The sequence below is a fragment of the Streptomyces sp. NPDC032721 genome, from assembly GCF_055579625.1.
The window spans coordinates 21,302-47,788 of sequence record NZ_JBVIMX010000014.1; the positions used below are offsets into that span (position 1 = coordinate 21,302).

Annotated in this window: 28 protein-coding genes; 12 read left to right on the top strand and 16 right to left on the bottom strand. The window is 71.6% G+C overall.

Annotated elements, in window-relative coordinates; genetic code table 11:
* The first annotated feature begins 91 nt into the window (after nucleotides 1–91).
* From ACZ5PB_RS27535 to tyrS, 3 genes are all read left to right on the top strand, one after another.
* Nucleotides 92–1,645 (top strand): TldD/PmbA family protein, encoded by a 1,554-nt coding sequence (locus ACZ5PB_RS27535; protein ID WP_468694622.1) that lies wholly within the window; start codon nucleotides 92–94, stop codon nucleotides 1,643–1,645.
* Complete coding sequence (locus tag ACZ5PB_RS27540) at nucleotides 1,642–3,036, top strand: metallopeptidase TldD-related protein (protein WP_468694624.1); 1,395 nt, start codon at nucleotides 1,642–1,644, stop codon at nucleotides 3,034–3,036. The genes ACZ5PB_RS27535 and ACZ5PB_RS27540 overlap by 4 nt, the downstream gene beginning before the upstream one ends.
* 111 nt (nucleotides 3,037–3,147) lie before the next feature.
* Nucleotides 3,148–4,416, top strand: a complete 1,269-nt coding sequence (tyrS, locus tag ACZ5PB_RS27545) for a tyrosine--tRNA ligase (protein WP_468694626.1) — start codon at nucleotides 3,148–3,150, stop codon at nucleotides 4,414–4,416.
* A gap of 275 nt (nucleotides 4,417–4,691) precedes the next feature.
* On the opposite strand, the gene ACZ5PB_RS27550 is transcribed toward tyrS, so the two are convergent.
* Complete coding sequence (locus tag ACZ5PB_RS27550; protein WP_468694627.1) at nucleotides 4,692–4,970, bottom strand: GlsB/YeaQ/YmgE family stress response membrane protein; 279 nt, start codon at nucleotides 4,968–4,970, stop codon at nucleotides 4,692–4,694.
* Nucleotides 4,971–5,183: 213 nt separating this feature from the next.
* Here ACZ5PB_RS27550 and ACZ5PB_RS27555 point away from each other — a divergent pair, with 213 nt between their 5' ends.
* Both ACZ5PB_RS27555 and ACZ5PB_RS27560 read left to right on the top strand, forming a co-directional pair.
* Complete coding sequence (locus ACZ5PB_RS27555) at nucleotides 5,184–5,549, top strand: DUF3099 domain-containing protein (RefSeq protein ID WP_468694915.1); 366 nt, start codon at nucleotides 5,184–5,186, stop codon at nucleotides 5,547–5,549.
* Between the two features lie 198 nt (nucleotides 5,550–5,747).
* Nucleotides 5,748–5,975: a hypothetical protein gene (locus ACZ5PB_RS27560; protein WP_468694629.1), complete on the top strand. Its 228-nt coding sequence runs from the start codon at nucleotides 5,748–5,750 to the stop codon at nucleotides 5,973–5,975.
* Here the strand turns inward: ACZ5PB_RS27560 and moaA are convergent.
* The 3 genes from moaA to ACZ5PB_RS27575 all read right to left on the bottom strand — a co-directional run bounded on the left by moaA (nucleotide 5,972) and on the right by ACZ5PB_RS27575 (nucleotide 9,149).
* Nucleotides 5,972–6,961 (bottom strand): GTP 3',8-cyclase MoaA, encoded by a 990-nt coding sequence (gene moaA / locus ACZ5PB_RS27565; protein ID WP_468694631.1) that lies wholly within the window; start codon nucleotides 6,959–6,961, stop codon nucleotides 5,972–5,974. The genes ACZ5PB_RS27560 and moaA overlap by 4 nt on opposite strands.
* A gap of 161 nt (nucleotides 6,962–7,122) precedes the next feature.
* Complete coding sequence (locus ACZ5PB_RS27570) at nucleotides 7,123–8,787, bottom strand: solute symporter family protein (RefSeq protein WP_468694633.1); 1,665 nt, start codon at nucleotides 8,785–8,787, stop codon at nucleotides 7,123–7,125.
* Nucleotides 8,784–9,149, bottom strand: coding sequence for a DUF485 domain-containing protein (locus ACZ5PB_RS27575; protein ID WP_468694635.1), 366 nt, complete (start codon nucleotides 9,147–9,149; stop codon nucleotides 8,784–8,786). Before ACZ5PB_RS27575 ends, ACZ5PB_RS27570 begins: the two co-directional genes overlap by 4 nt.
* Nucleotides 9,150–9,392: 243 nt before the next feature.
* Between ACZ5PB_RS27575 and ACZ5PB_RS27580 the strand changes: the two genes are divergently transcribed.
* Nucleotides 9,393–10,922 carry a S8 family serine peptidase gene (locus tag ACZ5PB_RS27580; RefSeq protein WP_468694637.1) on the top strand — a complete coding sequence of 510 codons (1,530 nt, stop codon included), beginning with the start codon at nucleotides 9,393–9,395 and terminating at the stop codon, nucleotides 10,920–10,922.
* 68 nt (nucleotides 10,923–10,990) lie between these two features.
* Here ACZ5PB_RS27580 and ACZ5PB_RS27585 read toward each other — a convergent pair whose 3' ends face one another.
* The 9 genes from ACZ5PB_RS27585 to ACZ5PB_RS27625 all read right to left on the bottom strand — a co-directional run bounded on the left by ACZ5PB_RS27585 (nucleotide 10,991) and on the right by ACZ5PB_RS27625 (nucleotide 19,128).
* On the bottom strand, nucleotides 10,991–12,034 hold the full coding sequence (locus tag ACZ5PB_RS27585) for a zinc-dependent alcohol dehydrogenase family protein (protein WP_468694639.1): 1,044 nt from the start codon (nucleotides 12,032–12,034) through the stop codon (nucleotides 10,991–10,993).
* A gap of 18 nt (nucleotides 12,035–12,052) precedes the next feature.
* Nucleotides 12,053–12,790, bottom strand: coding sequence for a lysoplasmalogenase (locus ACZ5PB_RS27590; RefSeq protein ID WP_468694641.1), 738 nt, complete (start codon nucleotides 12,788–12,790; stop codon nucleotides 12,053–12,055).
* On the bottom strand, nucleotides 12,787–13,701 hold the full coding sequence (locus ACZ5PB_RS27595; RefSeq protein WP_468694642.1) for a sterol desaturase family protein: 915 nt from the start codon (nucleotides 13,699–13,701) through the stop codon (nucleotides 12,787–12,789). The genes ACZ5PB_RS27590 and ACZ5PB_RS27595 overlap by 4 nt, the downstream gene beginning before the upstream one ends.
* A 70-nt stretch (nucleotides 13,702–13,771) precedes the next feature.
* Nucleotides 13,772–14,044, bottom strand: a complete 273-nt coding sequence (locus ACZ5PB_RS27600; protein WP_468694644.1) for a Clp protease N-terminal domain-containing protein — start codon at nucleotides 14,042–14,044, stop codon at nucleotides 13,772–13,774.
* A 75-nt stretch (nucleotides 14,045–14,119) separates the two neighbouring features.
* A complete protein-coding gene (locus tag ACZ5PB_RS27605; RefSeq protein WP_468694646.1) occupies nucleotides 14,120–14,845 on the bottom strand; it encodes a VIT1/CCC1 transporter family protein in 726 nt (241 codons plus the stop codon).
* A 25-nt stretch (nucleotides 14,846–14,870) separates the two neighbouring features.
* Nucleotides 14,871–16,121, bottom strand: a complete 1,251-nt coding sequence (locus tag ACZ5PB_RS27610) for an amidohydrolase family protein (RefSeq protein ID WP_468694648.1) — start codon at nucleotides 16,119–16,121, stop codon at nucleotides 14,871–14,873.
* Entirely contained in the window at nucleotides 16,121–17,422 is a 1,302-nt protein-coding gene (locus tag ACZ5PB_RS27615; RefSeq protein ID WP_468694650.1) for an amidohydrolase family protein, read from the bottom strand. Before ACZ5PB_RS27615 ends, ACZ5PB_RS27610 begins: the two co-directional genes overlap by 1 nt.
* Before the next feature lie 21 nt (nucleotides 17,423–17,443).
* Nucleotides 17,444–18,328 (bottom strand): SDR family NAD(P)-dependent oxidoreductase, encoded by an 885-nt coding sequence (locus ACZ5PB_RS27620; protein WP_468694652.1) that lies wholly within the window; start codon nucleotides 18,326–18,328, stop codon nucleotides 17,444–17,446.
* Nucleotides 18,328–19,128 (bottom strand): acetoacetate decarboxylase family protein, encoded by an 801-nt coding sequence (locus ACZ5PB_RS27625; protein ID WP_468694654.1) that lies wholly within the window; start codon nucleotides 19,126–19,128, stop codon nucleotides 18,328–18,330. Before ACZ5PB_RS27625 ends, ACZ5PB_RS27620 begins: the two co-directional genes overlap by 1 nt.
* A 116-nt stretch (nucleotides 19,129–19,244) precedes the next feature.
* On the opposite strand from ACZ5PB_RS27625, the gene ACZ5PB_RS27630 reads away from it, so the two are divergent.
* The 6 genes from ACZ5PB_RS27630 (at nucleotide 19,245) to ACZ5PB_RS27655 (ending at nucleotide 24,898) form a co-directional block, all read left to right on the top strand.
* Nucleotides 19,245–19,889, top strand: a complete 645-nt coding sequence (locus tag ACZ5PB_RS27630; RefSeq protein WP_468694656.1) for a TetR/AcrR family transcriptional regulator — start codon at nucleotides 19,245–19,247, stop codon at nucleotides 19,887–19,889.
* 73 nt (nucleotides 19,890–19,962) lie between these two features.
* On the top strand, nucleotides 19,963–20,988 hold the full coding sequence (locus tag ACZ5PB_RS27635) for a DEDDh family exonuclease (RefSeq protein WP_468694658.1): 1,026 nt from the start codon (nucleotides 19,963–19,965) through the stop codon (nucleotides 20,986–20,988).
* 65 nt (nucleotides 20,989–21,053) lie between these two features.
* Entirely contained in the window at nucleotides 21,054–21,287 is a 234-nt protein-coding gene (locus ACZ5PB_RS27640; RefSeq protein WP_468694659.1) for a hypothetical protein, read from the top strand.
* 89 nt (nucleotides 21,288–21,376) lie between these two features.
* Nucleotides 21,377–22,192 carry an SURF1 family cytochrome oxidase biogenesis protein gene (locus tag ACZ5PB_RS27645; RefSeq protein ID WP_468694660.1) on the top strand — a complete coding sequence of 272 codons (816 nt, stop codon included), beginning with the start codon at nucleotides 21,377–21,379 and terminating at the stop codon, nucleotides 22,190–22,192.
* A gap of 101 nt (nucleotides 22,193–22,293) precedes the next feature.
* On the top strand, nucleotides 22,294–24,138 hold the full coding sequence (locus ACZ5PB_RS27650; protein ID WP_468694662.1) for a glycoside hydrolase family 15 protein: 1,845 nt from the start codon (nucleotides 22,294–22,296) through the stop codon (nucleotides 24,136–24,138).
* 4 nt (nucleotides 24,139–24,142) lie between these two features.
* The gene (locus tag ACZ5PB_RS27655) at nucleotides 24,143–24,898 is read left to right on the top strand and encodes an SDR family oxidoreductase (protein ID WP_468694664.1); all 756 of its coding nucleotides are present in this window, start codon (nucleotides 24,143–24,145) and stop codon (nucleotides 24,896–24,898) included.
* Between the two features lie 66 nt (nucleotides 24,899–24,964).
* On the opposite strand, the gene amaP is transcribed toward ACZ5PB_RS27655, so the two are convergent.
* From amaP to ACZ5PB_RS27670, 3 genes are read right to left on the bottom strand one after another with little or no spacing between them, the layout of a single operon-like run.
* A complete protein-coding gene (gene amaP, locus ACZ5PB_RS27660) occupies nucleotides 24,965–25,543 on the bottom strand; it encodes an alkaline shock response membrane anchor protein AmaP (protein ID WP_468694665.1) in 579 nt (192 codons plus the stop codon).
* A gap of 16 nt (nucleotides 25,544–25,559) precedes the next feature.
* On the bottom strand, nucleotides 25,560–26,180 hold the full coding sequence (locus tag ACZ5PB_RS27665; RefSeq protein WP_468694667.1) for a DUF6286 domain-containing protein: 621 nt from the start codon (nucleotides 26,178–26,180) through the stop codon (nucleotides 25,560–25,562).
* On the bottom strand, nucleotides 26,177–26,371 hold the full coding sequence (locus ACZ5PB_RS27670) for a hypothetical protein (protein ID WP_468694669.1): 195 nt from the start codon (nucleotides 26,369–26,371) through the stop codon (nucleotides 26,177–26,179). Before ACZ5PB_RS27670 ends, ACZ5PB_RS27665 begins: the two co-directional genes overlap by 4 nt.
* Nucleotides 26,372–26,487: the final 116 nt, after the last annotated feature.

A 26,487-nucleotide genomic window follows, 5' to 3' on the forward strand; every position in this document is an offset into this window, starting at 1 on the left:
CGCTGTCGGGTCCCTACAGAAAGGCGCTGGGCATACCGGGCCCCGGCAGGACATGATCGGGTCGACCTCGTCTCGACGACAGGAGACATCCGTGCCGCTCCATTCGCCCCACCCCTCGCAGTCCCCCCACGACATCGACCCCTCGTTCCTCGCGCTGCCGCTGCGCGCCCTCGCCGACGCCGCGCTCGCGCGGGCCCGTGCGCTGGGGGCCGAGCACGCCGACTTCCGGTTCGAGCGGGTGCGCAGCGCCTCCTGGCGGCTGCGGGACGCCAAACCCTCCGGGTCATCGGACTCGACCGATCTCGGGTACGCGGTGCGGGTGGTGCACGGCGGGGCCTGGGGGTTCGCGTCGGGTGTCGACCTGTCGATGGACGCCGCGGCGCGGGTGGCCGGGCAGGCCGTGGCGATGGCGAAGCTGTCCGCGAAGGTGCTGAAGGCGGCGGGCTCCGACGAGCGCGTGGAGCTGGCGGACGAGCCGGTGCACGAGGACCGCACCTGGGTCTCCTCGTACGAGATCAACCCCTTCGACGTGCCGGGCGAGGAGAAGTCGGCGCTGCTCGCCGACTGGAGCGCCCGGCTGCTGCGGGCGGACGGGGTGGCGCACGTCGACGCGTCGCTGCTGACCGTGCAGGAGAACAAGTTCTACGCCGACACGGCGGGGACGGTGACGACGCAGCAACGGGTGCGGCTGCACCCGCAGTTGACGGCGGTGGCGGTGGACGGTTCGTCCGGCGAGTTCGACTCGATGCGGACGATCGCCCCGCCGGCCGGGCGCGGCTGGGAGTACCTGACGGGCACCGGCTGGGACTGGGACGGCGAGCTGGAGGAGATCCCCTCGCTGCTCGCCGCGAAGATGCGGGCGCCGAGCGTGCAGGCAGGGGCGTACGACCTGGTCGTGGACCCGTCGAACCTGTGGCTGACCATCCACGAGTCGATCGGGCACGCCACCGAGCTCGACCGGGCACTGGGGTACGAGGCCGCCTACGCGGGGACCTCCTTCGCGACCTTCGACCAGCTCGGCAAGCTGGCGTACGGCTCGAACATCATGAACGTCACCGGTGACCGCACCGTCGAGCACGGCCTCGCGACGATCGGGTACGACGACGAGGGCGTGGCCGCGCAGTCCTGGGACCTGGTGAAGGACGGCACCCTGGTCGGCTTCCAGCTCGACCGCAGGATCGCCAGGCTGACCGGCTTCGAGCGGTCCAACGGCTGCGCCTACGCCGACTCCCCCGGGCACGTCCCGGTGCAGCGGATGGCGAACGTGTCGCTGCAGCCCGACCCGGGCGGTCTGGCGACGGAGGACCTGATCGGCGGGGTGGAGCGCGGGATCTACGTGGTCGGCGACCGGTCGTGGTCGATCGACATGCAGCGCTTCAATTTCCAGTTCACCGGTCAGCGTTTCTTCCGCATCGAGAACGGGAAGCTGGCGGGCCAGCTGCGCGATGTGGCCTACCAGGCGACGACCACCGACTTCTGGGGCTCCATGGAGCAGGTCGGCGGCCCGCAGACGTACGTCCTGGGCGGTGCCTTCAACTGCGGCAAGGCCCAGCCGGGTCAGGTCGCGGCGGTCTCGCACGGCTGCCCCTCCGCCCTGTTCCGGGGCGTCAACATTCTGAACACCACGCAGGAGGCCGGGCGATGAGCCGCGCGAGCAGCAAGCCGTACGAGATCGTCGAGCGGGCGCTGGAGCTGTCCAGCACCGACGGGTGCGTGGTGATCGCCGACGAGGAGTCGTCGGCCAATCTGCGCTGGGCGGGCAACGCGCTCACCACGAACGGGGTGACCCGGGGCCGGTCCCTCACCGTGATCGCGACCGTCGACGGGGCGCAGGGCACCGCGTCGGGCGTGATCTCCCGGTCGGCGGTGACGGCGGACGAGCTGGAGCCGCTGGTGCGGGCCGCCGAGGCGGCCGCCAGGGCGGCCGGTCCGGCGGAGGACGCGCAGCCGCTGGTGTCGGGGGTGCCGGTGTCGGCGGACTTCCGGGACGCGCCCGGCGAGACGTCCTCGGCGGTCTTCGACGCGTTCGCGCCCGCGCTCGGCGAGGCCTTCGCCCGCGCCAGGGCCGGTGGCCGGGAGCTGTACGGCTTCGCGAACCACGAGATGACCACCAGCTACCTCGGTACGTCGACCGGTGTGCGGCTGCGCCACGACCAGCCGAACGGCACCCTGGAGCTGAACGCCAAGTCGCCCGACCGCACCAGGTCGGCGTGGGCGGGCCGCTCCACCCGGGACTTCAAGGACGTCGACCCGGCGGTCCTGGACGAGGAGCTGGCGCGCCGCCTGCGGTGGGCCGAGCGGCGGATCGACCTGCCCGCCGGGCGGTACGAGACGCTGCTGCCGCCCAGCGCGGTCGCCGACCTGCTGGTCTACCAGCAGTGGTCGTCGGGGGCGCGGGACGCGGTGGAGGGCCGGACGGTGTTCTCCCGGCCCGGCGGGAAGACCCGGCTCGGCGACACCCTTTCCGAGCTGCCGCTGACGCTGCGCAGCGACCCGGACGAGCCCGGTCTGGAGTCCGCGCCGTTCGTGCTGGCGCACTCCTCGGGCGGCGACTCCTCCGTCTTCGACAACGGGCTGCCGCTGGCCGCGACCGACTGGATCAAGGACGGCAGGCTGGAGCGGCTGATCAGCACCCGGCACTCGGCGGCCCTCACCGGGCTGCCGGTGGCGCCGGACGTCGGGAACCTGGTCCTGGAGGCGGGCGGCACCAAATCGCTGGAGGAGATGGTCGCCTCCACCGAGCGCGGACTGCTGCTGACCTGCCTGTGGTACATCCGCGAGGTCGATCCGGCGACGCTGCTGCTGACCGGTCTGACCAGGGACGGCGTCTATCTCGTCGAGAACGGCGAGGTGGTCGGTGAGGTGAACAACTTCCGCTTCAACGAGTCCCCGGTGGACCTGCTGTCCCGTGCTTCGGAGGCGGGGCGCACCGAGAAGACGCTGCCGCGCGAGTGGGCCGACTACTTCACCAGGGCGGCGATGCCCGCCCTGCGGGTGCCGGACTTCAACATGAGTTCGGTCAGCCGGGGCGTGTAGCGGCCGACGGTTCCTCCGGTCCTGGGGCCGTATCGCCGCGAGGCGTACGGCCCCGGTCGGCTAACCTCGGTCAGCGAAGCAATACGTACATCTTGAGGAGATACGAGAACCGTGACGGACATCGTCGACGAGCTGAAGTGGCGCGGCCTTTTCGCCCAGTCCACGGACGAAGACGCACTGCGCAAGGCGCTCGCGGACGGCCCCGTCACGTTCTATTGCGGCTTCGACCCGACCGCCGCGAGCCTGCACGTCGGGCACCTGGTGCAGGTGCTCACCATGCGCAGGCTCCAGCAGGCGGGTCTGCGCCCGCTGGCGCTGGTGGGCGGGGCGACCGGGCAGATCGGTGACCCCCGGCCGACGGCCGAGCGCACGCTGAACGACCCGGAGACCATCAAGGAGTGGGTGAACCGGCTGCGCTCGCAGATCGAGCCGTTCCTCGACTTCGAGGGCGACAACCCGGCCACGATGGTGAACAACCTGGACTGGACCGCCGGTCTGTCGGCGATCGAGTTCCTGCGGGACATCGGCAAGCACTTCCGGGTCAACAAGATGCTCACCAAGGACTCGGTGGCCCGCCGTCTGGAGTCCGAACAGGGCATCAGCTACACGGAGTTCAGCTACCAGCTGCTCCAGGGCATGGACTTCCTGGAGCTCTACCGCCGGCACGGCTGCACCCTCCAGCAGGGCGGCAGCGACCAGTGGGGCAACCTCACCGCCGGTCTCGACCTGATCCACCGGGTGGAGCCCGAGGCGGTCGTGCACGCGCTGGCGACCCCGCTGATGACGAAGGCGGACGGCACCAAGTTCGGCAAGACCGAGGGCGGGGCCGTCTGGCTGGACCCGGAGATGACGACGCCGTACGCGTTCTACCAGTTCTGGCTGAACGTGGACGACCGGGACGTCTCCAAGTACATGCGGATCCTCAGCTTCCGCAGCCAGGCGGAGCTGACGGAGCTGGAGCAGCAGACCGAGGAGCGCCCGCAGGCACGGGCCGCGCAGCGGGCGCTGGCCGAGGAGCTGACGACGCTGGTGCACGGCGCCGACCAGTGCGCCGCGGTGATCGCCGCGTCCAAGGCCCTCTTCGGGCAGGGCGAGCTGACCGACCTCGACGAGCCGACGCTGAAGGCGGCGCTCTCCGAGCTGCCGCACGCGCAGGTCGCCGGGCCCGGGCAGGTGGTGGACCTGCTGATCGCGGCGGGCCTGGCGCCCAGCAAGGGCGGCGCCCGGCGCACCATCAAGGAGGGCGGCGCCTACGTGAACAACGTCAAGGTGACCGCCGAGGACGCCGAGGTCACCGCCGACCAGCTGCTGCACGGCCGCTGGCTGGTGCTGCGCAGGGGCAAGAAGAACCTGGCGGCCATCGAGGTCACCGGCGCCTGACCCCGGCGCCTGACCCAACCCCGGACGCACGCGGCCGTGGGGGGGGGGGAGGGGGGGGGAGGGGGGGACGGAGCGATACCACGCGGACAGAGAGGGTGGGGTTGATGTGTTTTTTTTTTTGTTTTTGCGTCTTCCGCGAGGCTCCCCCCCCCCCCCCCCTACCCCCCCCCCCCCCCCCCCCCCCCCCCCCCCCCCCCCCCCCCCCCCTCCCCCCCCCCCCACCCCCCCCCCTCCCCCCCCCCCCCCCCCCACGGCCGTGAGTACGGGGCGGGTGCTCAGGTGGTTCTGCGTTTGCCGCCGCGCAGCGATGCGTAGATCGCATCGCCGACCCCGACCACGACCACGGCTCCGACCAGCTGGAGGGCGTGCCGGCCCCAGTCGACGCCCCGGGTCTCGTTGATGCCGAACTTGGTCGCCAGCCAGTTGCCGACCACGGCTCCGATGATGCCGAAGACGGTCGTCAGCCAGAGCGGGATCTGCTGTTTGCCCGGGATGATCGCCTTGGCGATCAGGCCGAGCACCAGCCCGACGATGATTGCCCACAACCAACTCATGTCGCCTCCTCGTAGCGGCGCGGATGTGCGCTGTGATCAAGTCTGGGGGCGTCCCCCGTACGGCGCATGTCGGACACCGCCGTACGCGGTACGCCGGTCCACGTCCGGTCGCACCGGGCCGCCCCCGCTCTGCCGCGCGTCGGAGCACGGGCGTACGGTGGACCAGGTCCGGACCGGGGAGTGTCCGGCGGGAAAAATCGGGTGGTGGATCGTATGCGGAAGCTGCGCGGAGCCGAGGTCGTCCGGATCACCGGGGCACGGCAGGGACTCGCCGATGACGTGCGGGGCAGGCAGCGCCGCTACATCATCTCGATGGGGATCAGGACCGTCGCGGTCATCGCCGCCGCGGTGCTGTGGAACGTGGAACGGCATGTGGCGATCGTGGCGCTCGCGCTGGGCGTGCTGCTGCCGTACGTCGCGGTGGTGATCGCGAACGCCGGACGGGAGACCGTGAAGGCGCTGCCCTCGACCTTCGTTCCCGCTCCCGTACGACCTGCGCTGGGGCCGCCGCTGGAGGGCCGGATCATGGACCCGGAGCCCGCCGAGTCGGTCAACGAGCCCCAGGGGCGGACTACTTAGCTCCACCCAAGCTCAAGAAAAGCTCAGATCAATCATGAAGTTCCGGTGCACGACACCCCGCACCCCGTGACATACTTCGTAGGCGCTCCGCATCCCCCGTCGGAGCGACGGACCGACGCCGGGCAGCTCCCCCCGTGGCTGCTCGGCGTCGCCTTTGTGAGGGCCCTTTTTCCGGTGGCCCCTGTTGGGAAATCTGCTGTGAGTGACGAAACCCCCATCTGTTCCGGCAAGGGCTGCCGTGCGCCCGCGGTCTGGGTGCTGGCCTGGAACAACCCGAAGCTGCACACCCCGGAGCGGCGCAAGACGTGGCTCGCGTGCGAGGAGCACCGCGAGCACCTGTCGCACTTCCTGGACCTGCGGGGCTTCCTGAAGGACGTCGTGCCGTTCGCCGAGTGGGAGCAGCCCGAGGGCTCTGAGAAGCCCTAGCCGCCGATCGCCGACATCGGGCGGTCGGGCTGGAGGAACGTCGGGTCGTCGAGGCCCGAGCCCGCCTTCTTGCCCCACATGGCCGTCTTCCACAGCTCGGCGATGTCCCCGTCGGTGGCGTCCGAGCGCAGGGCCGCCCGCAGGTCGGACTCCTCGCGGGCGAAGAGGCAGGTGCGGACCTGGCCGTCGGCCGTGAGCCTGGTGCGGTCGCAGGCCCCGCAGAACGGGCGGGTCACCGAGGCGATCACACCGACCCGGTGCGGCCCGCCGTCCACCACCCAGCGCTCGGCGGGTGCGGAGCCACGCTCGCGCTCGCCCTCCTCGGTGAGGGTGAAGCGGGTGCGCAGCGAGGCCAGGATGTCACCGGCGGTGATCATTCCGTCGCGCTTCCAGCCGTGCTGGGCATCCAGCGGCATCTGCTCGATGAAACGCAGCTCGTAGTCGTTCGCCACGGCCCAGGCGAGGAGGTCGGGGGCCTCGTCGTCGTTGAGCCCGGGCATCAGTACGGCGTTGACCTTGACCGGGGTGAGGCCCGCCTCGCGGGCGGCGGCCATGCCGTCCAGGACGTCCTGGTGGCGGTCACGGCGGGTGAGGGTCTTGAAGACGTCGGGGCGCAGGGTGTCCAGGGAGACGTTCACCCGGTCCAGGCCGGCCGCCTTGAGGGCGCCGGCGGTGCGCTTGAGGCCGATGCCGTTGGTGGTCAGCGACATCCTCGGGCGGGGCTCCAGGGCGGCGCAGCGCTCGACGATCCCGACCAGGCCGGGACGGAGCAGCGGTTCGCCGCCGGTGAAGCGGACCTCGGTGATGCCCAGGTCGGTGACGGCGATGCGGATCAGGCGCACGATCTCGTCGTCGGAGAGCAGCTCCTGCTTGCCGAGCCACTGGAGGCCCTCTTCGGGCATGCAGTACGTACAGCGCAGGTTGCACTTGTCCGTGAGTGAAACGCGCAGGTCGGTGGCGACCCGGCCGTAGGTGTCGATGAGCACTTCTGGCCCCCTCCCCGATAGGTGACTGTTGCTTTCGACACTACGCGACCGCACTGACAACGTTCGTGGGCCGATTGCCACGAGGCACCAGTGGGCCGCGTCGTAGGACTCTACGACGCGGCCCTGGAGGAGACGTACGAGAGACGTACGAACGGATCCGGTCAGTGCGCCCCGGTTCCGGTGAGGGACTTGACCTCCAGCTCGGCGTACTTGCCCTTGTCGGCGGTTTCCTTGGAGAGGACCGAGCCGAGCCAGCCGAGCAGGAAGCCCAGCGGGATCGAGATCAGGCCCGGGTTCTCCAGCGGGAACCAGGCGAAGTCGACGCCCTTGAACATCGAGGTCGGCTTGCCGGAGACGACCGGCGAGAAGAGCACCAGGAAGACCGAGGCGAAGAGACCGCCGTAGATCGACCACAGGGCGCCCTGGGTGGTGAACTTCTTCCAGAACAGGCTGTAGAGGATCGTCGGCAGGTTGGCGGAGGCGGCGACCGCGAAGGCCAGCGCGACCAGGCCGGCCACGTTGAGGTCGCGGGCGAGCGCGCCCAGGGCGATGGAGACGATGCCGATCAGGACGGTGGCCCAGCGGGCCGCCTTCATCTCCTCCTTCTCGGTGGCCTTGCCGCGCCGGATGACGTTCGCGTAGATGTCGTGCGCGAACGAGGACGACGAGGCGAGGGTGAGTCCGGCGACGACCGCGAGGATCGTCGCGAAGGCGACCGCCGAGATCACGGCGAGCAGGATCGCACCGCCGGTGGAGCCCGAGCCGCCGCCGATCTCCAGGGCGGCGAGCGGGGCGGCGGTGTTGCCCGCCTTGTTGGAGGCGGTGATGTCGCCCGGCTTGAGCAGGGCGGCGGCGCCGAAGCCCAGCACGATCGTCATCAGGTAGAAGGCGCCGATGATGCCGATCGCCCAGTTCACGGACTTACGGGCGGCCTGGGAGGTGGGCACCGTGTAGAAGCGGATCAGGATGTGCGGCAGTCCGGCGGTGCCCAGGACCAGGGCGATGCCGAGCGAGAGGAAGTCCAGCTTGGACATCCCGCTGACGCCGTACTTCAGCCCCGGCTCCAGGAAGGCGGCGCCCTTGCCGCTGTTGGTGGCGGCGGCGCCGAGCAGCTCGGAGACGTTGAAGTTGAACTTCAGCAGGATCAGGAAGGTGATCAGCACGGTGCCCGCGATCAGCAGCACCGCCTTGACCATCTGCACCCAGGTGGTGCCCTTCATGCCGCCGATGGTGACGTAGACGATCATCAGGACGCCGACCAGGGCGACGATGGCGATCTTGCCGCCGTCGCTGGTGATGCCCAGCAGCAGCGAGACGAGGACGCCCGCGCCCGCCATCTGGGCCAGCAGGTAGAAGATCGACACGACGATGGTGGAGGTGCCCGCCGCCGTGCGGACCGGGCGCTGCTTCATCCGGTACGCGAGGACGTCGCCCATCGTGTAGCGGCCGGAGTTGCGCAGCGGTTCGGCGACCAGGAGCAGCGCGACCAGCCAGGCGACCAGGAAGCCGATGGAGTAGAGGAAGCCGTCGTAGCCGAAGAGGGCGATGGATCCGGCGATGCCGAGGAACGACGCGGCGGACATGTAGTCGCCGGAGATCGCCAGACCGTTCTGGAAGCCGGTGAACTGCCGGCCGCCCGCGTAGAAGTCGGACGCGCTCTTGGTCTGCTTGCCCGCCCAGACGGTGATGACGAGGGTCGCGACGACGAACAGCCCGAAGAGGGTCATGATCAGGCCGCGGTGCTCGCCGGCCCCGCCGTCGGCGGCCAGCTGCCAGAGCGTGCCGTCCGGGGCGATGACCTGCCGGCCGATGTTCTGCGTGCTCATTCTCCGGCCTCCAGGCGCGACTTGATCGCTGCGGCCTTCGGGTCCAGCTTGGTCGCCGCGTGCCGCGAGTAGAACCAGGCGATGAGGAAGGTCGTCAGGAACTGGGCGAGTCCGAAGACGAGCGCCACGTTGATGTTGCCGAAGAGCTTGGTGCCCATGAAGCCGCCGGCGTAGTTCGACATCAGTACGTACAGCAGGTACCAGGCGATGAACGCGATGGTGAGGGGGAAGGCGAAGGAGCGGTGGGCACGGCGCAGTTCGCCGAATTCCGCGCTCTCCTGCACCTCGACGAACTGCTCCGTCGTGGGCCCGGCCGGGCTGGTCTCCGGGCCGCCCTGGGGCGGTGGTGCATCGCTGGTCACGGACTCTCCTCGCGACGTGGGTGTGGTGGTGGGGCTCGGCAAAATGACCTCACTGGAAGGGGTGGATGGTGCTGCCTCCCCCTGACAACGGCACGGCGCGCGCGGCGACTCGGTTCAGCCGACGCGTTTTCTTTTCCGAACTCATTGATGCGGTGCCCTGATCAGAGATAACTTCGCTGGTCATGTACCCGTCCAACCGCAGCTGTGCGGTGGGACGTTCGGCACGGATGATGTGGAGAACCCATGGCTCATCTGGGAACCAGACGGTCGCGCGCACTGGCGCTGCCCGTCGGTCTGGCACTGACTGCCTCGCTCGGCTTCCTGCCGATGACCTCGGCGACGGCCGCGCCCGCGGCGGACGCCCCGTCCGCCGCTCCCGCGCCCCGGGCCGACGGCCCGAAGCTGTCGTACGTCGTGAACGTCGAGGGCGGCTCGGCGAAGTCGGTCAAGAAGGCGATAGCCAAGGCCGGCGGCACCATCGTGATCAGCTACGACAAGATAGGCGTCATCGTCGCCACCTCCCAGAACCCGGAGTTCGGGAAGCAGATCCGCCAGGTACGGGGCGTGGAGTCGGCGGGCGCGACCCGCACCAAGCCGATGACGGTGGCCGCCACCACCGACGAGGGCGCCACCGACCGCCTGACGGCGAGCGAGGCGCAGGCCGCGGCCAAGAAGGCCACCAGGGCCGAGGATCCGCTGGAGCCGCTGCTGTGGGCGCTGCCCGCGATCCGCGCGGACAAGGCCCACCAGAAGACGCTGGGCAGCAAGAAGGTCAACGTCACGGTCATCGACACCGGCGTGGACGACACCCACCCGGACCTGGCGCCGAACTTCGACGCCAAGGGCTCCGCGAACTGCGTCGGCGGCGTCGCGGACACCACCCCCGGCACCTGGCGCCCGAAGACCGGCGAGTCCGACCACGGCACCCACGTGGCGGGCACCATCGCCGCCGCGAAGAACGGTGTCGGCGTCACCGGCGTGGCCCCGAACGTCCGGGTCTCCGGCATCAAGGTCGCCGACGCGAGCGGCTCGTTCTACACCGAGGCCGTCGTCTGTGCCTTCATGTACGCCGCCGAGCACGGTGCGGACGTCACGAACAACAGCTACTTCGTCGACCCGTGGATGTTCAACTGCAAGGACGACCCGGACCAGGGCGCCCTGGTGGACGCCGTCGACCGCGCCCAGCGGTACGCGTACAAGAAGGGCACCATCTCGGTCGCCTCGGCGGGCAACTCGAACTTCGACCTCGACAAGGAGTTCGTCGACAAGTCGAGCCCCAACGACGGGACGCCGGTCCCCCGGACCATCGACCCGAAGAAGTGCCTCGACATCCCGATGCAGCTCGATGACGTGGTGACGGTCTCGGCGACCGGCGCCAAGGGCATCAAGTCGTCGTACTCCAACTACGGCAAGGGCGTCGTCGACATCACCGCCCCGGGCGGCGACCAGACCAAGTACCAGGCGCCGGAAGGCCCCGCGGTCGACGGCAACATCCTGTCGACCCTGCCGGGCGGCGGCTACGGCTACAAGCGCGGCACCTCGATGGCGTCCCCGCACGTCTCGGGCGTCCTGGCGCTGCTGAAGTCGACGCACCCGAACGCCACCCCGCGCCAGCTGGAGCGGATGCTGACGACGCAGGCCGAGAGCGTGCCGTGCGGTGAGCCGTACGACATCAACAAGGACGGCAAGATCGACGCCGTCTGCGACGGCTCGACCAACGACAACGGCTTCTACGGAGCCGGCATCATCGACGCCCTGCGCGCGGTCCGCTAGGCGGTATCAGCAGGAAGAGGGGCCGACCGGCAGCACGCCGGCCGGCCCCTCCCTCGTCCCTCCGCGGGCTACGGCTTGACCAGCACCTTGAGTGCGGTCCGTGTGTCCATCGCCTTGTAGCCGTCCGGCACTCCGTCGAGGCCGACGGTGAGGTCGAAGACGGGCGAGGGGTCGATGGTGCCGTCGAGCACGTCGGCGAGCAGTTCCGGGATGTACGCGCGGACCGGCGCCACTCCCCCGCGCAGCGCGATGTTGCGGCCGAACATGACGCCCAGGTCGAGCCCGGTGGCGCTGCCGTGCGGGACGCCGACGTAGCCGATCGCGCCGCCGTCGCGGGCGATGGCGACGGCGGTGTGCATGGACTGTTCGGTGCCGACGGCCTCGATCACCGAGTGCACGCCCTCGCCGCCGGTCAACTCCCGTACGGCGTCGACCGCTTCCTCGCCGCGCGCGGCGACCACGTCGGTGGCGCCGAAGGTGCGGGCGAGGTCGGTACGGGTCCGGTGGCGGCCCATCGCGATGATCCGGTCGGCGCCCATCCGCTTGGCGGCCAGCACCCCGCACAGGCCCACCGCCCCGTCGCCGACCACCGCGACGGTCGCACCGGGGCGCACGGCGGCGCCGACGGCTGCGTGGTGTCCGGTGCCCATGACGTCGGCGAGGGTGACCAGCGCGGTCAGCAGCCGGTCGTCGGAGGCGGCGTCGGCGGGGAGTCCGACGAGGGTGCCGTCGGCGAGCGGTACCCGGACTGCCTCGCCCTGGCCGCCGTCGGAGCCGACGGAACCCCAGAATCCGCCCTGCGGGCAGGAGGTCATCAGCCCTTCGGCGCAGTAGTCGCAGGTTCCGTCCGACCAGACGAAGGGCGCCACCACGAGGTCACCGGCCTTGAAGGCCCGTACCTCGGGGCCCGCCTCCTCGACCACGCCCAGGAACTCGTGCCCGATGCGCTGCCCGGGCTGCCGGGCGGACTCGCCCCGGTACGCCCACAGGTCGCTGCCGCAGATACAGGCGCGCAGCACCCGTACGACCACATCGGTCGGCAGCTGGATGCGCGGATCGGGCACCTCCTCGATCCGTATGTCGCCGGGGGCATGGATGACGGTGGCCCGCATGAGGTGCGTCCTTGCTGGTCAGAGGGCAGTGCTCCGTTCACCGTACGCCTGGGTCGGCACCTCGGCGCGGCGGGTCCCGGCGGCCGGGGCCGACGCCGCCCCGAGCACGCCGAGGGCGAGCAGGAGCTGGGCGGCGGCGTAGGTGGCCATCACCCAGAAGTCCGGCGCGGGCAGCTGCGGCCACTCGGCGACACCGGTCGCGATGAGGGTGTCGGAGAGCAGGAAGAGGGCTCCGCCGATACCCGCCAGGCGCCCCAGCCCGCCGGACCGGAAGGCCATGACGGTCAGCAGCAGGCTGTACCCGGCGACCGGGACGCGCAGTTCGGCGGGGAGGTCGGGCCACAGCAGGGTCACCACCGCGACGAGCGCGACCGCGTAGCCGCCGCCGAGCGGGCGGCTCATCGCCGCGCTCCGGAAGAGGAGCAGGTAGCAGACGTGGCCGACGGCGAAGGAGCCCATGCCGATCATGAACGCCGGGTCCGCGTCGAAGAGCAGCGCCAGGTCGCCGCCCCAGCCGAAGAACAGCGCCGCCATCAGCAGGCGCGGGCCGCCGCGTGCGGCGACGTACCCGATGAGCAGCGGCATCAGCAGCGGCTTGGCGGCGGCGTGCACCGTCCAGACGCCCGAGAGGAGGCCCGCGAGGTCGACGGCCGTGGCGACGAGGAAGGCGACGAGGAGGGGGCGGACCAGCCGCTCGCGGCGCGCCGGGGCCGAAGCCGTGTCCGGGATCGCGGGCGGAGGCGTGGGCGCGCTCATGCGGCGGGCTCCGGCTGCTGGGCGGGAGCGGTCTCCGCCGGCCCGGCCGGAGCGGTCTCCGCCGGCCCTGCGGACGCCGTCTCCTTCGGCTGCCAGCCCGGTCCGCCGAAGACCCGTCCGCCGCGCTCGCGCCAGGTCTTCGCGTTGCGTACGTCGCGGGCGATGGCGGCGTACTCGTGGGTGGCGACGCGCAGCGGGTTGTAGGTGCCGATGTTCTTGGTCAGCCCGTAGACGGGGCGCTCGTCCTCGGCCACGAAGGAGCGGAAGACGCGGTCCCAGACGATCAGGATGCCGCCGAAGTTGCGGTCCAGGTAGCCGCCCTGCGAGGCGTGGTGCACGCGGTGGTGCGAGGGGGTGTTGAGGACGTACTCGAAGGGGCGCGGCAGCTTGCCGACCCGCTCGGTGTGCACCCAGAACTGGTAGACGAGGTTCGCCGACGAGCAGAAGGCGAGCGCCGCCGGGTGGACGCCGCAGGCGATCAGCGGCAGGTAGAACGGCCAGACGGTGAGCGACGTCCAGGGCTGGCGCAGCGCGGTGGTGAAGTTGAACTTCCGGCTGGAGTGGTGGACCACGTGGCAGGCCCACAGGATGCGGACGACGTGGTGGCCCCGGTGCGACCAGTAGTAGAAGAAGTCCTGGGCGAGCAGCATCAGCGGGATCGTCCACCAGAGCACCGGGATGCGGGCGGGCGTCAGCTCGTACACCGCGGTGTAGATCGCGACGATCGGGATCTTCCACAGGAGGTCGAACCCGATGCTGCCGAGCCCCATGGTGATGCTGGTGGCGGCGTCTTTGGTCTCGTACCCCTCGGCGTCCTCGTCGGGGTGCAGGCGGTAGCTCACTATTTCGAGCACGGTGAGCAGGACGAAGGCCGGTATCGACCACAGCACGACATCGGGCAGGTTCGGCATGCCCAGACGATAGAGCCGCGGGCGGGGGCCCGACTAGGGGTTGTTACCGACAAGTATGTAAGAGATTTCGTCAGGAGCGTGGCCGGTCCGTGTGCCGGTTCTCGTGGTACGTCGGCGAGGTGACGAGGTCGAGCAGCCGCTTGTCGATCTGGGCGGGGTCGGCCATCTCGGAGAGCACCTGGGTCGGTACGGCGTCGGGGTCGCGCAGCAGCGCCAGCATCAGGTGCTCGGCCCCGGTGTGACGGTGTCCGAGGCCGACGGCTATCCGGCCGGCCTCGGCGACCAGGGCGTCGAATCGCGGGGTGGGGTGGGGAGTTGTCTCGTTTCGCTCGTGGTTCGGCATACGTCCCATGGTGGCCGAACCGGGGCCGTGGCGGAACCGTGCGGACCGCCCCGGCTCCGGTGTGCGGCCGTGCCCTCAGGCGCCGACCGAGCCCAGCAGTGTGCCCACCAGGTACGTCACTCCCATCGCGACCGCGCCGCCCGCCATCGTCCGCCACACCGCCGGGCGCGGCGGGGCCGCTCCCAGGCGGGCGCTGCCCCAGCCCGTGCAGGCCAGTGCCGCCAGCACGGAGAGCACGGTCACCGGCAGCCGCCAGGTCTGCGGCGGCAGGACGATCGCGAGCAGCGGCAGCAGGGCGCCGACGGTGAAGGCGATGAAGCTGGCCCAGGCGGCGTGCCAGGGGTTGGTGAGGGCGTCGGGGTCGATGTTGAGCTCCACGCGCGCGTGGGCGCGCAGCGCGTCGCGTTCGGTGAGCTGCTGGGCGGCGTCGCGGGCCAGGTCGGGGGCCAGGCCCCGGTGTTCGAGGAGTTCGGTCAGCTCGTCGAGTTCCTGCTCGGGCTGTTCGCGCAGTTCGCGTTTCTCCAGGTCGATGGCGGCCTTCTCCGCGTCGCGCTGGGTGGACACCGAGACGTACTCCCCCGCCGCCATCGACAGGGACCCGGCGAGCAGCCCGGCCAGACCGGCGGTCAGGAGGGTCTCACGGGAGTCGGTCGCACCGGCCACGCCGACCACGAGGCCTGCGGTGGAGACGATGCCGTCGTTCGCGCCGAGGACCCCGGCCCTGAGCCAGTTGAGGCGGGAGCCGAGGTCCTGGTGGTGCGGTTCGAACGTGCCGCTGTCCTTGCTGGATTCGTCCGTCATGGCGGGGACGATGCCAGGTGGCGGGTCACCAGACGCGTACCGACCCACCGGGGGCGAAGGCGGGGCTGGTCGCGTCGGCCGGGACCTGCTCCAGGGGGCGGGCGATCTCCTCGACGGTCGGGCCCACCTTGGCGGCGACGGCGTCGAGGGCCGTCAGGTCGAAGCCGTAGACCCGGGCCGCGTTGCCGCCGACCATCGCGGCGACCTCCTGGGGCGGCAGCCCGGCGTACGCGATCCGCAGGCCTTCGCGGGAGTAGGGGGCGGTGCCCTCGTCGTGCGGGTAGTCGCTGCCCCACATGATCTTGTCGAGGCCGATCCGGTCCCGCAGCGGCACCTCGTGCGGGCGCATGAAGCTGGCGCCGACGAAGCAGTTGTCCCGCCAGACCTCGGTGGGACTGGCGCCCATCGAGGCGGCGAGGCCCGCCCCGAACTTGGACTCCGCGGTGGCCGCCTTCGACGCCGCCGAGACGAGCCGCGAGTGGTAGTAGTCGAGCATCTCGACGATGCCGGGGATCCACCCGGAACCCTGCTCAGTGAGGACCAGCCTGAGCCCCGGGTGGCGCTTGAAGGCGCCGCCGAAGATCAGGTGCCAGAGCGCCCGGTGCGAGAACCAGGTGGTCTCGACCATGAAGACGGCGCGGGCGGCCGGTTCGTCGCCCAGTGGCGGGGAGGCCGAGCCGCCGTGGTGGTTGACCGGGACCTCCAGTTCCGCGCAGACCGCCCATATCGGGTCGTACACCGCCGAGTAGAGCTCCGGGATGCCGGATCCCGGCGGCACCCCGGGCAGCAGGACACCGCCGGTGAGCCCTGCCTCCTTGGTGCGCCGGATCTCCCGTACCGCCTCGTCGACGTCGTTGAGGAGGATCTGCGCGACGCCCGCGCGGCGGCCCGGCGCGTCCGCGCAGAAGTCCTCCAGCCACCGGTTGTGGGCGCGCAGGCCCGCCCAGCGCTGCTCGTACTCGGCGCGGGTGGGCACCGGGGCCAGCAGGGAGGCGGCGGGGAAGAACGGCGGGATGGTGTTGGGGAAGACGACCTCGGCGACGATGCCGTCCGCCTCCAGCTCGGCGAGCCGGCGGGCGGAGTTCCAGTTGCGGTCGGCGGTGTCGGCGAGGAGGTCCTCGTAGGGGTTGACGTAGGTGGCCGCCCAGGCGTCAAAGTCGGCGTGGTGCTTCTTCTCCAGGTACGGCCTGTAGTCGAGGAGGTCGGCGCCGGCGTGGCAGTCGGCGGAGATGACGGTGTAGTGAGACGTCACGGCCCGGTCCGGGTTCCGGTCCATCACTCCACCCCCAGCCGCGGGAAGTCGTGGCCGGTCAGCCAGTGGCGGCCCACCTCACGGGATGTGGACCAGCTGAGTTCGACGCCCGCCTGGTCCTCGCTCTGGCCGAGTTCCTCGGGGGTGGGTCCGATCCGGCGGGCCAGCGGGGCCAGCTTGTCGGTGTCGAAGCCGAAGACGTCGGCGGCGGCCAGGCCCAGCATCCGGCGGGTCTCCGCCACCGGGATGTCGTGGAAGGTGTTCCTGAGCCATTCGCGGGTCTTGGGCCAGGTGCCCTCGGGGTGCGGGAAGTCGCTGCCCCAGAGGATGTTGTCGACGCCGATCTCGTAGCGCTGGGCGAGTTCGCGGCGCTTGGTGTTGGTGGCGCAGATGAAGACCTGCCGGTCCAGGTACTCGCTCGGCGGGCGCTTCAGCTCGGCGAACGGCGAGAGCTTCTTGCCGCCGTGCGCGCCGAGGTAGAGCCGGTCCATGAACCACAGCTGGTTGGGCAGCCACCAGCAGCCCGATTCCGCGATGCCGAACTTCAGCCCGGGGTGCCGCTCGAAGACCCCCGACCAGAGCAGGAACCACAGCGGGCGCGACGGCCACCAGGTGACCTCGCTGACGTAGATGCCCAGGTGGTCGCCGTACTCGTGGTGGGGCGCCGCCCCGGAGTGGGTGACCAGCGGCATCCCCGTCTCGGCTGCGGCCGCCCACACCGGGTCGTAACGCCGGTCGTGGTACGGGGCCTTGTCCACCCACATCGAGGGGATCATCAGTGCGCCGAGCCCGGACTCCTTGGCCCGGTGCACCTCGGCGACGACCTTGTCGACGGCGCCCGTGATGGGCAGCAGGGCGACCCCGCAGTGCCGTTCGGGGTTCTCGCCGACGAACTCGGCGAGCCACCGGTTGTGCGCCTGCGCACCCGCCATGCCGAGCGCCGGGTCCTGGTCCCCGGAGAGTCCGAGGCCGACCCCGAAGGGGGCCGCGGTCTGGCTGTCGACGGCGTCCGCGTCGGGGAAGACGACCTCGGCCGCCACCCCGTCGCCGTCCAGTTCCTTGAGCCGCTGGGCGGTGTCCCAGCCGCCCCGCAGTCCTTCCTCGTTGTCCGTGAACCACTTGGTGGCGAAGGCCTCGTTGCGGACCCCGAGCCGGGTCATCGACTCGCGGCGGGCGTCGCGCTGGCCGAGGAACTCGTCGAAGTCGCGGTGGTAGGCGGGGTCCAGATAGGGCCGGTAGCGCTCGGTGGGGAGTCCGGCGTGGCAGTCGGAGGAGATGATCAGGTACGGGTCATGTGCATCGTTTCGCAGCGGATCGTTCTGCATCGGATCTGTCCCTCGGTCGAGTCAGTCGAGGATGAATTCTTCGAGGTACGCCGGGTTCGCGCGGTCGAGCATCGACTGCGCGCGCGCCCGGATCTGCCGGTCGCTGTGCTCACCGGCCGGGAGCATCCAGAACCGGTCGGCGCGGATGCCGTCGACGACCTCCCCGGCGACGTCCTCGACCGGGGTGAACTCGATCTCCTGCCCGGCCTGTTTCATCGCCGCCTCCCACTGGTCGAGGCTGCGGTAGGGGGTCCTGCGCGGGCGTTCCTTGGCGTACCGGTCGGGCCGGTTGCGGTGCGACTCCCACAGTCCGGTGCGCAGCATGTGCGGCCCGGGGAAGAGCACGGAGGCGCCCACGCGCGCGTGCTCCGCCTTCAGATGGGCGTACAGCGACTCGGTCATGGTGACGACGGCCGACTTGGTGACGGCGTACACGGACGCGGTCGGCAGCGGGGCGATGCCGCCGTCCCCCGACGACGTGTTGACGACGTGACCGGCGTCGCCGCCCTGGAGCATGCGCGGGACGAAGGCCTGGATGCCGTGGAAGACGCCCCAGACGTTGACCGCGAAGGCCCACTTCCAGTCGTTGGGCTCGTGCTCCCACATCCGGCCCTCGGCGCCGGAGCCGACGCCCGCGTTGTTGCAGAGCACGTGCACCGCGCCGAAGGCGTCGTACGCCGCGTCCGCCAGCTCGCGTACGGAGTCGCGCTCGCTGACGTCGGTCACCCGGGCCAGCACCTGTGCGCCGTCCTCGCGGAGCCCGGCCGCCGCCTTCTCCAGCGCACCCTCCTCCACGTCGGCGAGGACGACCCTGAGCCCCTCGTCGGCGAACCGGCGCGCCATCGCGAGCCCGATCCCGCTGGCGGCCCCGGTGACGACGGCCACCTGCCCCTCGCGCAGCTCCATCAGACGCTCCCTTCCGGCGGGCCGTCCAGGATCTGCTGGGGGTCGTCGTAGCGCTGGTGGATGTACGGCAACAGGGCCTGCGCGCTGACCCGTTCGACCACCCTGCCGCTCTGGTCGCTGGTCTTCTCGCCGATGGTGATCTCGACCAGGCGCCGTACGGGGAGGTCGGCCACCGGGTCGTACATCGACTCGCGCAGCACCACGTCGCCGGAGATCCGTTCCAGCTTGCGGACCTTCTCGTGCCGGGTGCACTGCACGAGGACCGGGTCGGCGTCGAAGCCGCGCCCGTCGACGGCGGGCAGGAACTTGAAGTAGAAGTCGAACTTCTCGACCGCCTCCCCGGTGACCGGCAGCTCCTCGCTCACCGCGCCGCGCACCTCGACGAAGGCGATGCCGTGCCGGGCGAGTGCGGCCCTGACGACCAGCCCGTCGCGCTCGACGGTCACCTCGCCGAGCTTCTTGGGCTCGCCGAACACCTCGCGGCCGCCGATCAGGGCGCGTTCGTGGGTCATCGGCATGACCAGCGGGTACCAGCCCTCGATGCCCCCGTAGTGGGCGGCGACCGCCACCGAGCCCGCGCCGAGCGGATAGCCGGGGAGGTCGACCTTGCTCATGCTGGCCCGGACCAGGGGGCGCCCGGTGGGCTTGAGGGGCGGCGGCAGGACGGCCGCCACCGCGTCGGGGTCGCTCTCCCACACCGCGAGTACGCCGGTGGACCAGATGTCGGGGAGCTTGGTGCTCTTGGTGCGCGCCGCCGCGATCTCGGTCTCCGTGCGCGGTCCGTACCGTACGCGTGCCATGCCGTACCACCCTTCGTCGGACGTGCCTTCGTGGGTCGTGCCGGTGCCTGTAACACTGTTACAGCAGCGGCGATGAAGGGTAAAGAGCCTTGCGGGAAAGAGAGTTGGGGGATCACATGGCCAGAGGGACGCTCACCCGGGAAGAGGTCCTGGACGCCGCGGCGCGCCTGGTGGTGCAGCACGGCCCGCAGACCCTGACCATGCGCAAGCTGGCCGCCGAGCTCGGCACCGCCGTGACCTCCATCTACTGGCACGTCGGCAACCGCGAATCGCTCCTGGACGCGCTCGTCGAGCGGACCGTGCGCGAACTCGGCGAGATCCGCCCGCGCGGCCGGACCCCCGCGCAGCGCATCGTCTCCGTCGCCCGCGCGCTCCGCCGCGACCTGCGCGCGCACCCGCACCTGGTGGCGATGGTCCACGAACGCGGGCTCACCGAGCGGATGTTCCTGCCCGCCCAGCAGGCCCTGGCCCGCGAGGTGCACGCGGCGGGGCTGCGCGGGGCGCGCGCGGCCGAGGTCGTACGGGCGGTCCAGTTCCAGGTCGTCGGGTACGTCCTGGTGGAGCGCAACCGTGAGCGGGCCCCCGCCCAGCACCCGGCCGAGGAGGAGCTGTGGGACGCGCGGACCGCCGACCGCGACCCGGGTCTGGCACGGGCGCTGGCCCGGCCCGTGGACACGGAGAAGCTGTTCGTCGTGTCGGTACGGGCGCTCGTCGACGCGCTGTTGGAGAACGGTCCGGTGGACCCCGGGAGCGCTGCATGACGTACGTCACGCCCCTCGCACGCGGGGCAGACCTGGGCGAATAGGGGACTGTCAGTCCCGGCCCGTATTCTCTGTGACCATGCTCGATGACCAGACCACCGCGGCAGCAACCTGGCCGACCGCCTACCCGAACGGGTACGCGGTCGTCGACGTGGAGACCACCGGCCTCTCGCGTGACGACCGGATAATCTCCGCCGCCGTCTACCGGCTGGACGCGCACGGCGACGTCGTCGACCACTGGTACACCCTGGTCAACCCCGAGCGGGACCCCGGGCCCACCTGGATCCACGGGCTGACCAGCGAAGTACTCCAGAGCGCGCCGCTGTTCCCGGAGATCGTGGGCGAGCTGTCCGCGCGACTGGACGGCCGGGTGCTCGTCGCGCACAACGCGATGTTCGACTGGTCGATGCTGGCCCGGGAGTACGCGAGGGCCGGGCACACCGCCCCGGTGCGGCAGCGGCTGTGCACCATCGCCCTGTCCAAGGAGCTGGCGCTGCCGCTGCCCAACCACAAGCTGGCCTCACTGGCCGCGCACTTCGGCGTCGTACAGCAGCACGCGCACCACGCGCTGGACGACGCGCGCGTGCTCGCGGAGGCGTTCCGGCCGAGCCTGCACGCGGCGGCGCAGGGCGGGGTGCGGCTGCCGCTGCTGGAGTGCCGGCCGCTGACCGAGTGGTCGGACGCGCCCGCCAAGCCCCGGATCGGCTACCAGGCCGGGTACGGCGGGAGCGGCGGTGGCAGCGGTGGCGGCGGTCCGGCGAGCTGGCGGCCGTCCCGCAAGCGTCCTGCCTGCCCGTACCCCAACCCCGGCCGCTACCAGTCGGACAAGCCGCTGATGCAGGGGATGCGGGTGGCGTTCTCCGGCGACACCTCGGTCGACCGCGACCTCCTTGAGGACCGTACGGTCGAGGCGGGACTGCACGTCGCGTCGAGTGTGTCGCGGCTCACCAGTCTGCTCGTCACCAACGACCCGGACTCGGCGACCTCCAAGACGCTGAAGGCGAAGTCCTTCGGCACCCCCGTCGTCGACGAGGCCGCGTACACGCATCTGCTGCGCGACGTGGCGCCCTCGGCGAAGGGCGCACCGTCGGACGGGTGACTGACGGGTGGCCGACGGGCGTGCCCTGCACGCCCCGCGACACCCCGCACTGCACCCTGTGGCGCATGGCACGATGCGAGGTTTGCGGAAACGACTACGGCATGTCCTTCGAGGTGCACGCGCAGGGCGCGGTGCACGTCTTCGACTGCTTCTCCTGCGCCATCCACCGGATGGCCCCGATCTGCGAGCACTGCCGGTGCCGCATCATCGGCCAGGGCGTGGAGGTCGAGGGCCAGTGGTACTGCGGTGCGCACTGCTGCCGCGCGGAGGGGAAGGTGGGCATCGTCGACAAGGTCTGACCGCCCGCACCTCCCCGCACCTCACTCCCCCGGCCCCCGACGGGCAACCCGCCCACCGGGGGCCTTTCCACGCCAGGTACCGTCAAAGCGTGTACCGCTTCCTGTTGTCCCGGCAGTGGGTGATCCTCACCCTCCTGGTCCTGGTCCTCGTTCCCACGATGGTCGAACTCGGCTTCTGGCAGTTCCACCGTCATGAGCACAAGGTCGCCCAGAACGAGCTGATCGCCGGGAACCTCAAGGCGAAGCCCAAGCCGGTGGGCGAACTCACCTCGCCCGGCCACACCGTCCCGCGCGCCGACTACTGGCGCACCGTGACCGCGACCGGCACCTTCGACACCCGGCACGAGGTCGTCGTACGGCGCCGGACGTCGACGGACGACAAGGTCGGCTACCACGTACTGACCCCGCTGGACCTCAAGGGCGGCGGCACCGTCATGGTCAACCGGGGCTGGGTGCCGTTCGGCTCCGACCAGCAGACCTTCCCGCACATCTCGGCCCCGCCCAAGGGCGAAGTGACCGTCACCGGGCGCCTCAAGGCCGACGAGACGACCTCCGGCAGCGGCATCAAGGACCTCGCGGGACTGCCGCCCCGGAACGTCATGTTGGTCAACAGCGCCCAGCAGTCGAAGCTGCTCGGCCGCCCCGTCCTCGGCGGCTACGTCGAACTGACCGACCCCGCCCCGGTGGGCGGCACCCCCGAGACGATCGCCGAACCGGACTCGGAGTCGATCGGTCCGCACATGGCGTACGCGATCCAGTGGTGGCTGTTCGCGGCGGCGGTGCCGGTCGGCTGGGTCATTCTCGTACGACGCGAGAAGCGCGACCGGGAGGCGGCAGCAGCGGGCCTGGCCGCCGACGCGGCGGCGGCACCGGCGGCGGAGGAGCCCGCGCCCACCTCGGCGTAACCCCTGCCGCGGGGGCGGCCGGAGCCCCGCCTCTGGGGCGCACGCGCCCGCCCCTCGGTCGTACCGCTTAATCCCGGCCGACTTCGGGAAGACGCCTGAGCGTGACCCAACGCATCGAGGACTACGCGCTCATCGGCGATCTCCAGACCGCCGCCCTGGTCGGCCGCGACGGCTCCCTCGACTGGCTCTGTCTGCCCCGGTTCGACTCCGCCGCCTGTTTCGCGGCGCTGCTCGGCGACGAGGAGAACGGCCACTGGCGTCTCGCCCCCGAGGGCGCCGGCCAGTGCACCTCCCGCTCCTACCGGGGCAACTCGCTGGTCCTGGAGTCGGTGTGGGAGACCCGCTCCGGCACCGGCTCGGGAGGCCGGGTGAAGGTCACCGACTTCATGCCGCAGCGCGACGCCGCACCCGATGTGGTGCGCATCGTCGAGGGCCTGTCCGGCGAGGTCACCATGAACTCCACCCTCCGGCTGCGCTTCGACTACGGCAACATCGTCCCCTGGGTGCGCCGCACCGACGGCCACCGGGTCGCGGTCGCGGGCCCCGACGCGGTCTGGCTGCGCACCGTCTCCCGGCCCTGTGAGGTCAAGGTCAAGACGTGGGGGCAGCAGTACAGCACCCGCTCCTCCTTCACCGTCCGCGAGGGCGAACAGGTCGCGTTCGTCCTCACCTGGCACCCGTCCCACGAGCCCCGCCCCGGTCTCATCGACCCGTACGAGGCGCTGGAACACAGCCTGGAGGACTGGGAGAAGTGGGCGGACACCTGTGTGTACGCGGGGCCCTACCAGGACGCCGTACGCCGCTCCCTGATCACTCTCAAGGCCCTCACCTACGCCCCCACCGGCGGCATCGTCGCCGCCCCCACCACCTCGCTGCCCGAGGAGGTCGGCGGCGTCCGGAACTGGGACTACCGCTACTGCTGGCTGCGCGACTCCACCCTCACCCTCGGCTCACTGCTCTCCGCCGGGTACCTGGACGAGGCCGCCGACTGGCGCGACTGGCTGCTGCGGGCCGTCGCCGGTGACCCCGCGGACCTGCGGATCATGTACGGGCTGGCCGGTGAGCGGCGGCTGCCGGAGCTGGAACTGCCGTGGCTGCGCGGGTACGAGGGCTCCGCCCCGGTCCGTATCGGCAACGTCGCCGCCGACCAGCTCCAGCTGGACGTCTACGGCGAGGTCATCGACTCCCTCTACGTGGCCCGCAAGTCGGGGCTCGCCGCCCAGCCGCACGCCTGGAACCTCCAGCTCAGCCTGCTCGGCTTCCTGGAGAGCAGGTGGCGCGAGCCGGACGACGGCCTGTGGGAAGTGCGCGGCCCGCGCCGCCACTTCGTGCACTCCAAGGTGATGGCCTGGGTCGCCGCCGACCGGGCGGTGCGCACCCTGGAGGAGGACCCCTCGCTGCCGGGCGACGCGGCGCGCTGGCGGGCGATGCGCGACGAGGTGCACCGCGAGGTGTGCGAGAAGGGCTACGACCCGGAGCGCAACACCTTCACCCAGTTCTACGGTTCCGCCGAACTCGACGCCGCGACCCTCCTCATCCCCCAGGTGGGCTTCCTGCCGCCGGACGACCCGAGGGTGGTGGGCACGGTCGAGGCGGTCCGCGCCGAACTCGGCCGGGAGGGCGGCTTCGTCCGCCGCTACAGCGCGGACAGGGGCGCGGACGGCCACCGGGTGGACGGGCTGCCCGGCGGCGAGGGCGTGTTCCTGGTCTGCTCGTTCTGGCTGGCCGACGCGCTGCTGCTGACCGGCCGGGTGAAGGAGGCCCGCGAACTCTTCGAGCGGCTCCTGGCGCTGCGCAACGACGTGGGGCTGCTGGCCGAGGAGTACGACCCGGCGGCCGGCCGCCAGCTGGGCAACTTCCCGCAGGCGTTCAGCCACATCGGTCTGGTGGGCACGGCGCTGGCACTGGCCCGGCACGAGGCGCGCGAGGCGGAGGGTGCAGGATAGCGGCATGGATCTTGGACTGAAGGACCGCGTGTACGTCGTCACCGGAGCGAGCCGGGGCCTGGGCCTCGCCTCCGCCCGCGAGCTGACGGCGGACGGCGCGAAGGTACTCATGACCGCCCGCGACGAGCAGGCCCTCGGCAAGGCCGCCGCCGAGCTCGGCCCGAACGCCGAGCCGTTCGCGGCCGACAACGCGGACCCGGAGACGGCGGAACGCCTGATCGCCGAGGCACGGGCCCGCTTCGGCGGCTTCGACGGCATCCTCATCAGCGTGGGCGGTCCGGCGGCCGGCTCCGCCGCCGACAACACCGACGCCCAGTGGCGGGACGCCTTCGAGTCGGTCTTCCTGGGTGCGGTCCGCCTCGCCCGCACGGCCGCCGCCGCCCTCACCGAGGGCGGCGTCATCGGCTTCGTCCTCTCGGGCTCCGTCCACGAGCCCATCCCCGGCCTGACCATCTCCAACGGTCTGCGCCCGGGCCTGGCCGGGTTCGCCAAGTCCCTCTCCGACGAGCTGGGCCCCCGGGGCATCCGCGTCGTCGGCCTGCTGCCCGCCCGCATCGACACGGACCGGGTCCGCTCCCTGGACGCCCTGGCCCCCGACCCGGCGGCGGCCAGGGCCCACAGCGAGTCGCTGATCCCGCTCCGCCGCTACGGCACCCCGGAGGAGTTCGGCCGCACGGCCGCGTTCCTGCTCTCCCCCGCCGCGTCCTACCTCACGGGGACGATGCTGCCGGTGGACGGCGGTGCACGGCACGGTTTCTGACGCCGGTCCCGCAGGACCGACCCCGGCGGGGGGGGGCGGGGGTCGGCGTGGGGCGCGGTGGCCCGGTCAGAGCACCCGTCGGGCGCGGTGGCTCCTGCCCCGTACCCGTACCTCCGCCGGGAGGCGGGTCAGCCGGACCGAGTCCCTGGCCCGCGCCACCCCCACCCTCGCCAGCTCCGCCACCGCCTCGGCGGGCGGCACCGACTCGGCCAGGGTGACCCCCACGCGCACCCGGGGCGCGTCCCGCCGGCCCGTCAGCGAGACCTCGGCCCGCTCGACGCCGGGCACGGCCTCCGCCTCCTCGCCGAGGACCCGTTCCAGGGCCCGGCCACGGACGAGCACCGCGTCCTCGTCGGCGCCGGGCACCCGCACCGCGCCCAGCCTCCCCCGCCGCAGTTGCCCCACCAGCCACCACAGCGCCAACAGCACGCACACCACCAGCCCGCCGATCACCACGGGCCACCACCAGCCCTCGGCACGCCACCGCGTCCGCTCCGCCGTGCTCAGCACCACGTCGTCCCGGCCCGCGAAGGGCCACCACGACGGCACGTCCGCCCCGAGTCCGGCCGCCAGTGCCGCACCGCCCAGCGCGATCAGCACCAGTCCCAGCAGGCCCAGCAGCACCCGGTTCACCTTGGTCAGCACGACGCATCCACCCCGTTCACCGTTTTCCGCCCGGCGTGACCCGTTCCACCCGCACCGCGAGCGCGGGTTCGCGGGCCAGTCCGAGCTCCTCGACCCCGGCCCGCATCGCTTCCCCCAAGTCCTCGCGTACGTCGTCCAGTTCGCGGAAGTGCGAGACCGCGCGCACCGTCACCCGGCCGCGCCCGACCCGCACTCTGGCGCCCTGCACCCCGGACACTGCCATTGCCCGGTCCCGCAGGAGCAGCGCGGCGGCACCCCGCTGGAGACCGGCCCGTACGTCCGGTTCGGCGGCGTCCGCGCGCATCGGGAGCAGCGAGCGCAGCCCCGGGGTCACCGCGAGCACCACCAGCCACAGGCCGAGCGCGACCGCCAGTCCGGCGCCGACCTGGACCCACGCCTGGTCGAGCGGGCGCTGGGCCAGTTCCTTGGCGAGTTCGCGCCGCCAGCGCATACCGGGCCGGCCGGACCGTACCGCCAGCACGTCGTACAGCAGCAGGCCGAAGGCGCCCAGCAGTACGACGGCGGCGAGTGCGGCCGGGACGCGCCGCGCGGACCAGAACCGCTTGCCCGGGGTGGCGCCGCGAGCCCCGGTCCCGGGTTTCTGTTCGGGCCCCAGCGTGGGTACGTGCTCGCTCACCGCGTCCTCCCGCTCTCCGGGGCTTCCCGGTGCAGCCGTTCGACGACCACCGTCACCACGGACACCTCCATGCCCGCCAACTCCCGTACCCGCGCGGCGACTTGGCTGCGCACCCGGGCGCACTGCCCGGCCACGTCCGACGGGAAGGCGAGCTCGACGCTCACCCGTACCGTCGCCACGTCGTCGCGCACGGCCACCTCGGCGGGGGGGGGGGCAGCCTCCTCCGGGGGGGGGGGAGGGGAGTCTCGGGAAGGATGGTTTTGGGGGGTGTTGGGGAAACAGGTTGTCGGGCGCAAGGTGGACACTT

Coding starts and splice junctions, on each gene's coding strand:
- ACZ5PB_RS27610 (WP_468694648.1), bottom strand. CDS start 16,121: ATGGACCGGAACCCGGACCGGGCCGTGACGTCTCACTACACCGTCATC.
- ACZ5PB_RS27590 (WP_468694641.1), bottom strand. CDS start 12,790: ATGAGCGCGCCCACGCCTCCGCCCGCGATCCCGGACACGGCTTCGGCC.
- ACZ5PB_RS27640 (WP_468694659.1), top strand. CDS start 21,054: ATGGCACGATGCGAGGTTTGCGGAAACGACTACGGCATGTCCTTCGAG.
- ACZ5PB_RS27600 (WP_468694644.1), bottom strand. CDS start 14,044: ATGCCGAACCACGAGCGAAACGAGACAACTCCCCACCCCACCCCGCGA.
- ACZ5PB_RS27585 (WP_468694639.1), bottom strand. CDS start 12,034: ATGCGGGCCACCGTCATCCATGCCCCCGGCGACATACGGATCGAGGAG.
- ACZ5PB_RS27605 (WP_468694646.1), bottom strand. CDS start 14,845: ATGACGGACGAATCCAGCAAGGACAGCGGCACGTTCGAACCGCACCAC.
- ACZ5PB_RS27625 (WP_468694654.1), bottom strand. CDS start 19,128: ATGGCACGCGTACGGTACGGACCGCGCACGGAGACCGAGATCGCGGCG.
- ACZ5PB_RS27620 (WP_468694652.1), bottom strand. CDS start 18,328: ATGGAGCTGCGCGAGGGGCAGGTGGCCGTCGTCACCGGGGCCGCCAGC.
- ACZ5PB_RS27550 (WP_468694627.1), bottom strand. CDS start 4,970: ATGAGTTGGTTGTGGGCAATCATCGTCGGGCTGGTGCTCGGCCTGATC.
- ACZ5PB_RS27615 (WP_468694650.1), bottom strand. CDS start 17,422: ATGCAGAACGATCCGCTGCGAAACGATGCACATGACCCGTACCTGATC.
- ACZ5PB_RS27555 (WP_468694915.1), top strand. CDS start 5,184: ATGCGGAAGCTGCGCGGAGCCGAGGTCGTCCGGATCACCGGGGCACGG.
- ACZ5PB_RS27595 (WP_468694642.1), bottom strand. CDS start 13,701: ATGCCGAACCTGCCCGATGTCGTGCTGTGGTCGATACCGGCCTTCGTC.
- ACZ5PB_RS27655 (WP_468694664.1), top strand. CDS start 24,143: ATGGATCTTGGACTGAAGGACCGCGTGTACGTCGTCACCGGAGCGAGC.
- ACZ5PB_RS27540 (WP_468694624.1), top strand. CDS start 1,642: ATGAGCCGCGCGAGCAGCAAGCCGTACGAGATCGTCGAGCGGGCGCTG.
- ACZ5PB_RS27630 (WP_468694656.1), top strand. CDS start 19,245: ATGGCCAGAGGGACGCTCACCCGGGAAGAGGTCCTGGACGCCGCGGCG.
- ACZ5PB_RS27570 (WP_468694633.1), bottom strand. CDS start 8,787: ATGAGCACGCAGAACATCGGCCGGCAGGTCATCGCCCCGGACGGCACG.
- ACZ5PB_RS27580 (WP_468694637.1), top strand. CDS start 9,393: ATGGCTCATCTGGGAACCAGACGGTCGCGCGCACTGGCGCTGCCCGTC.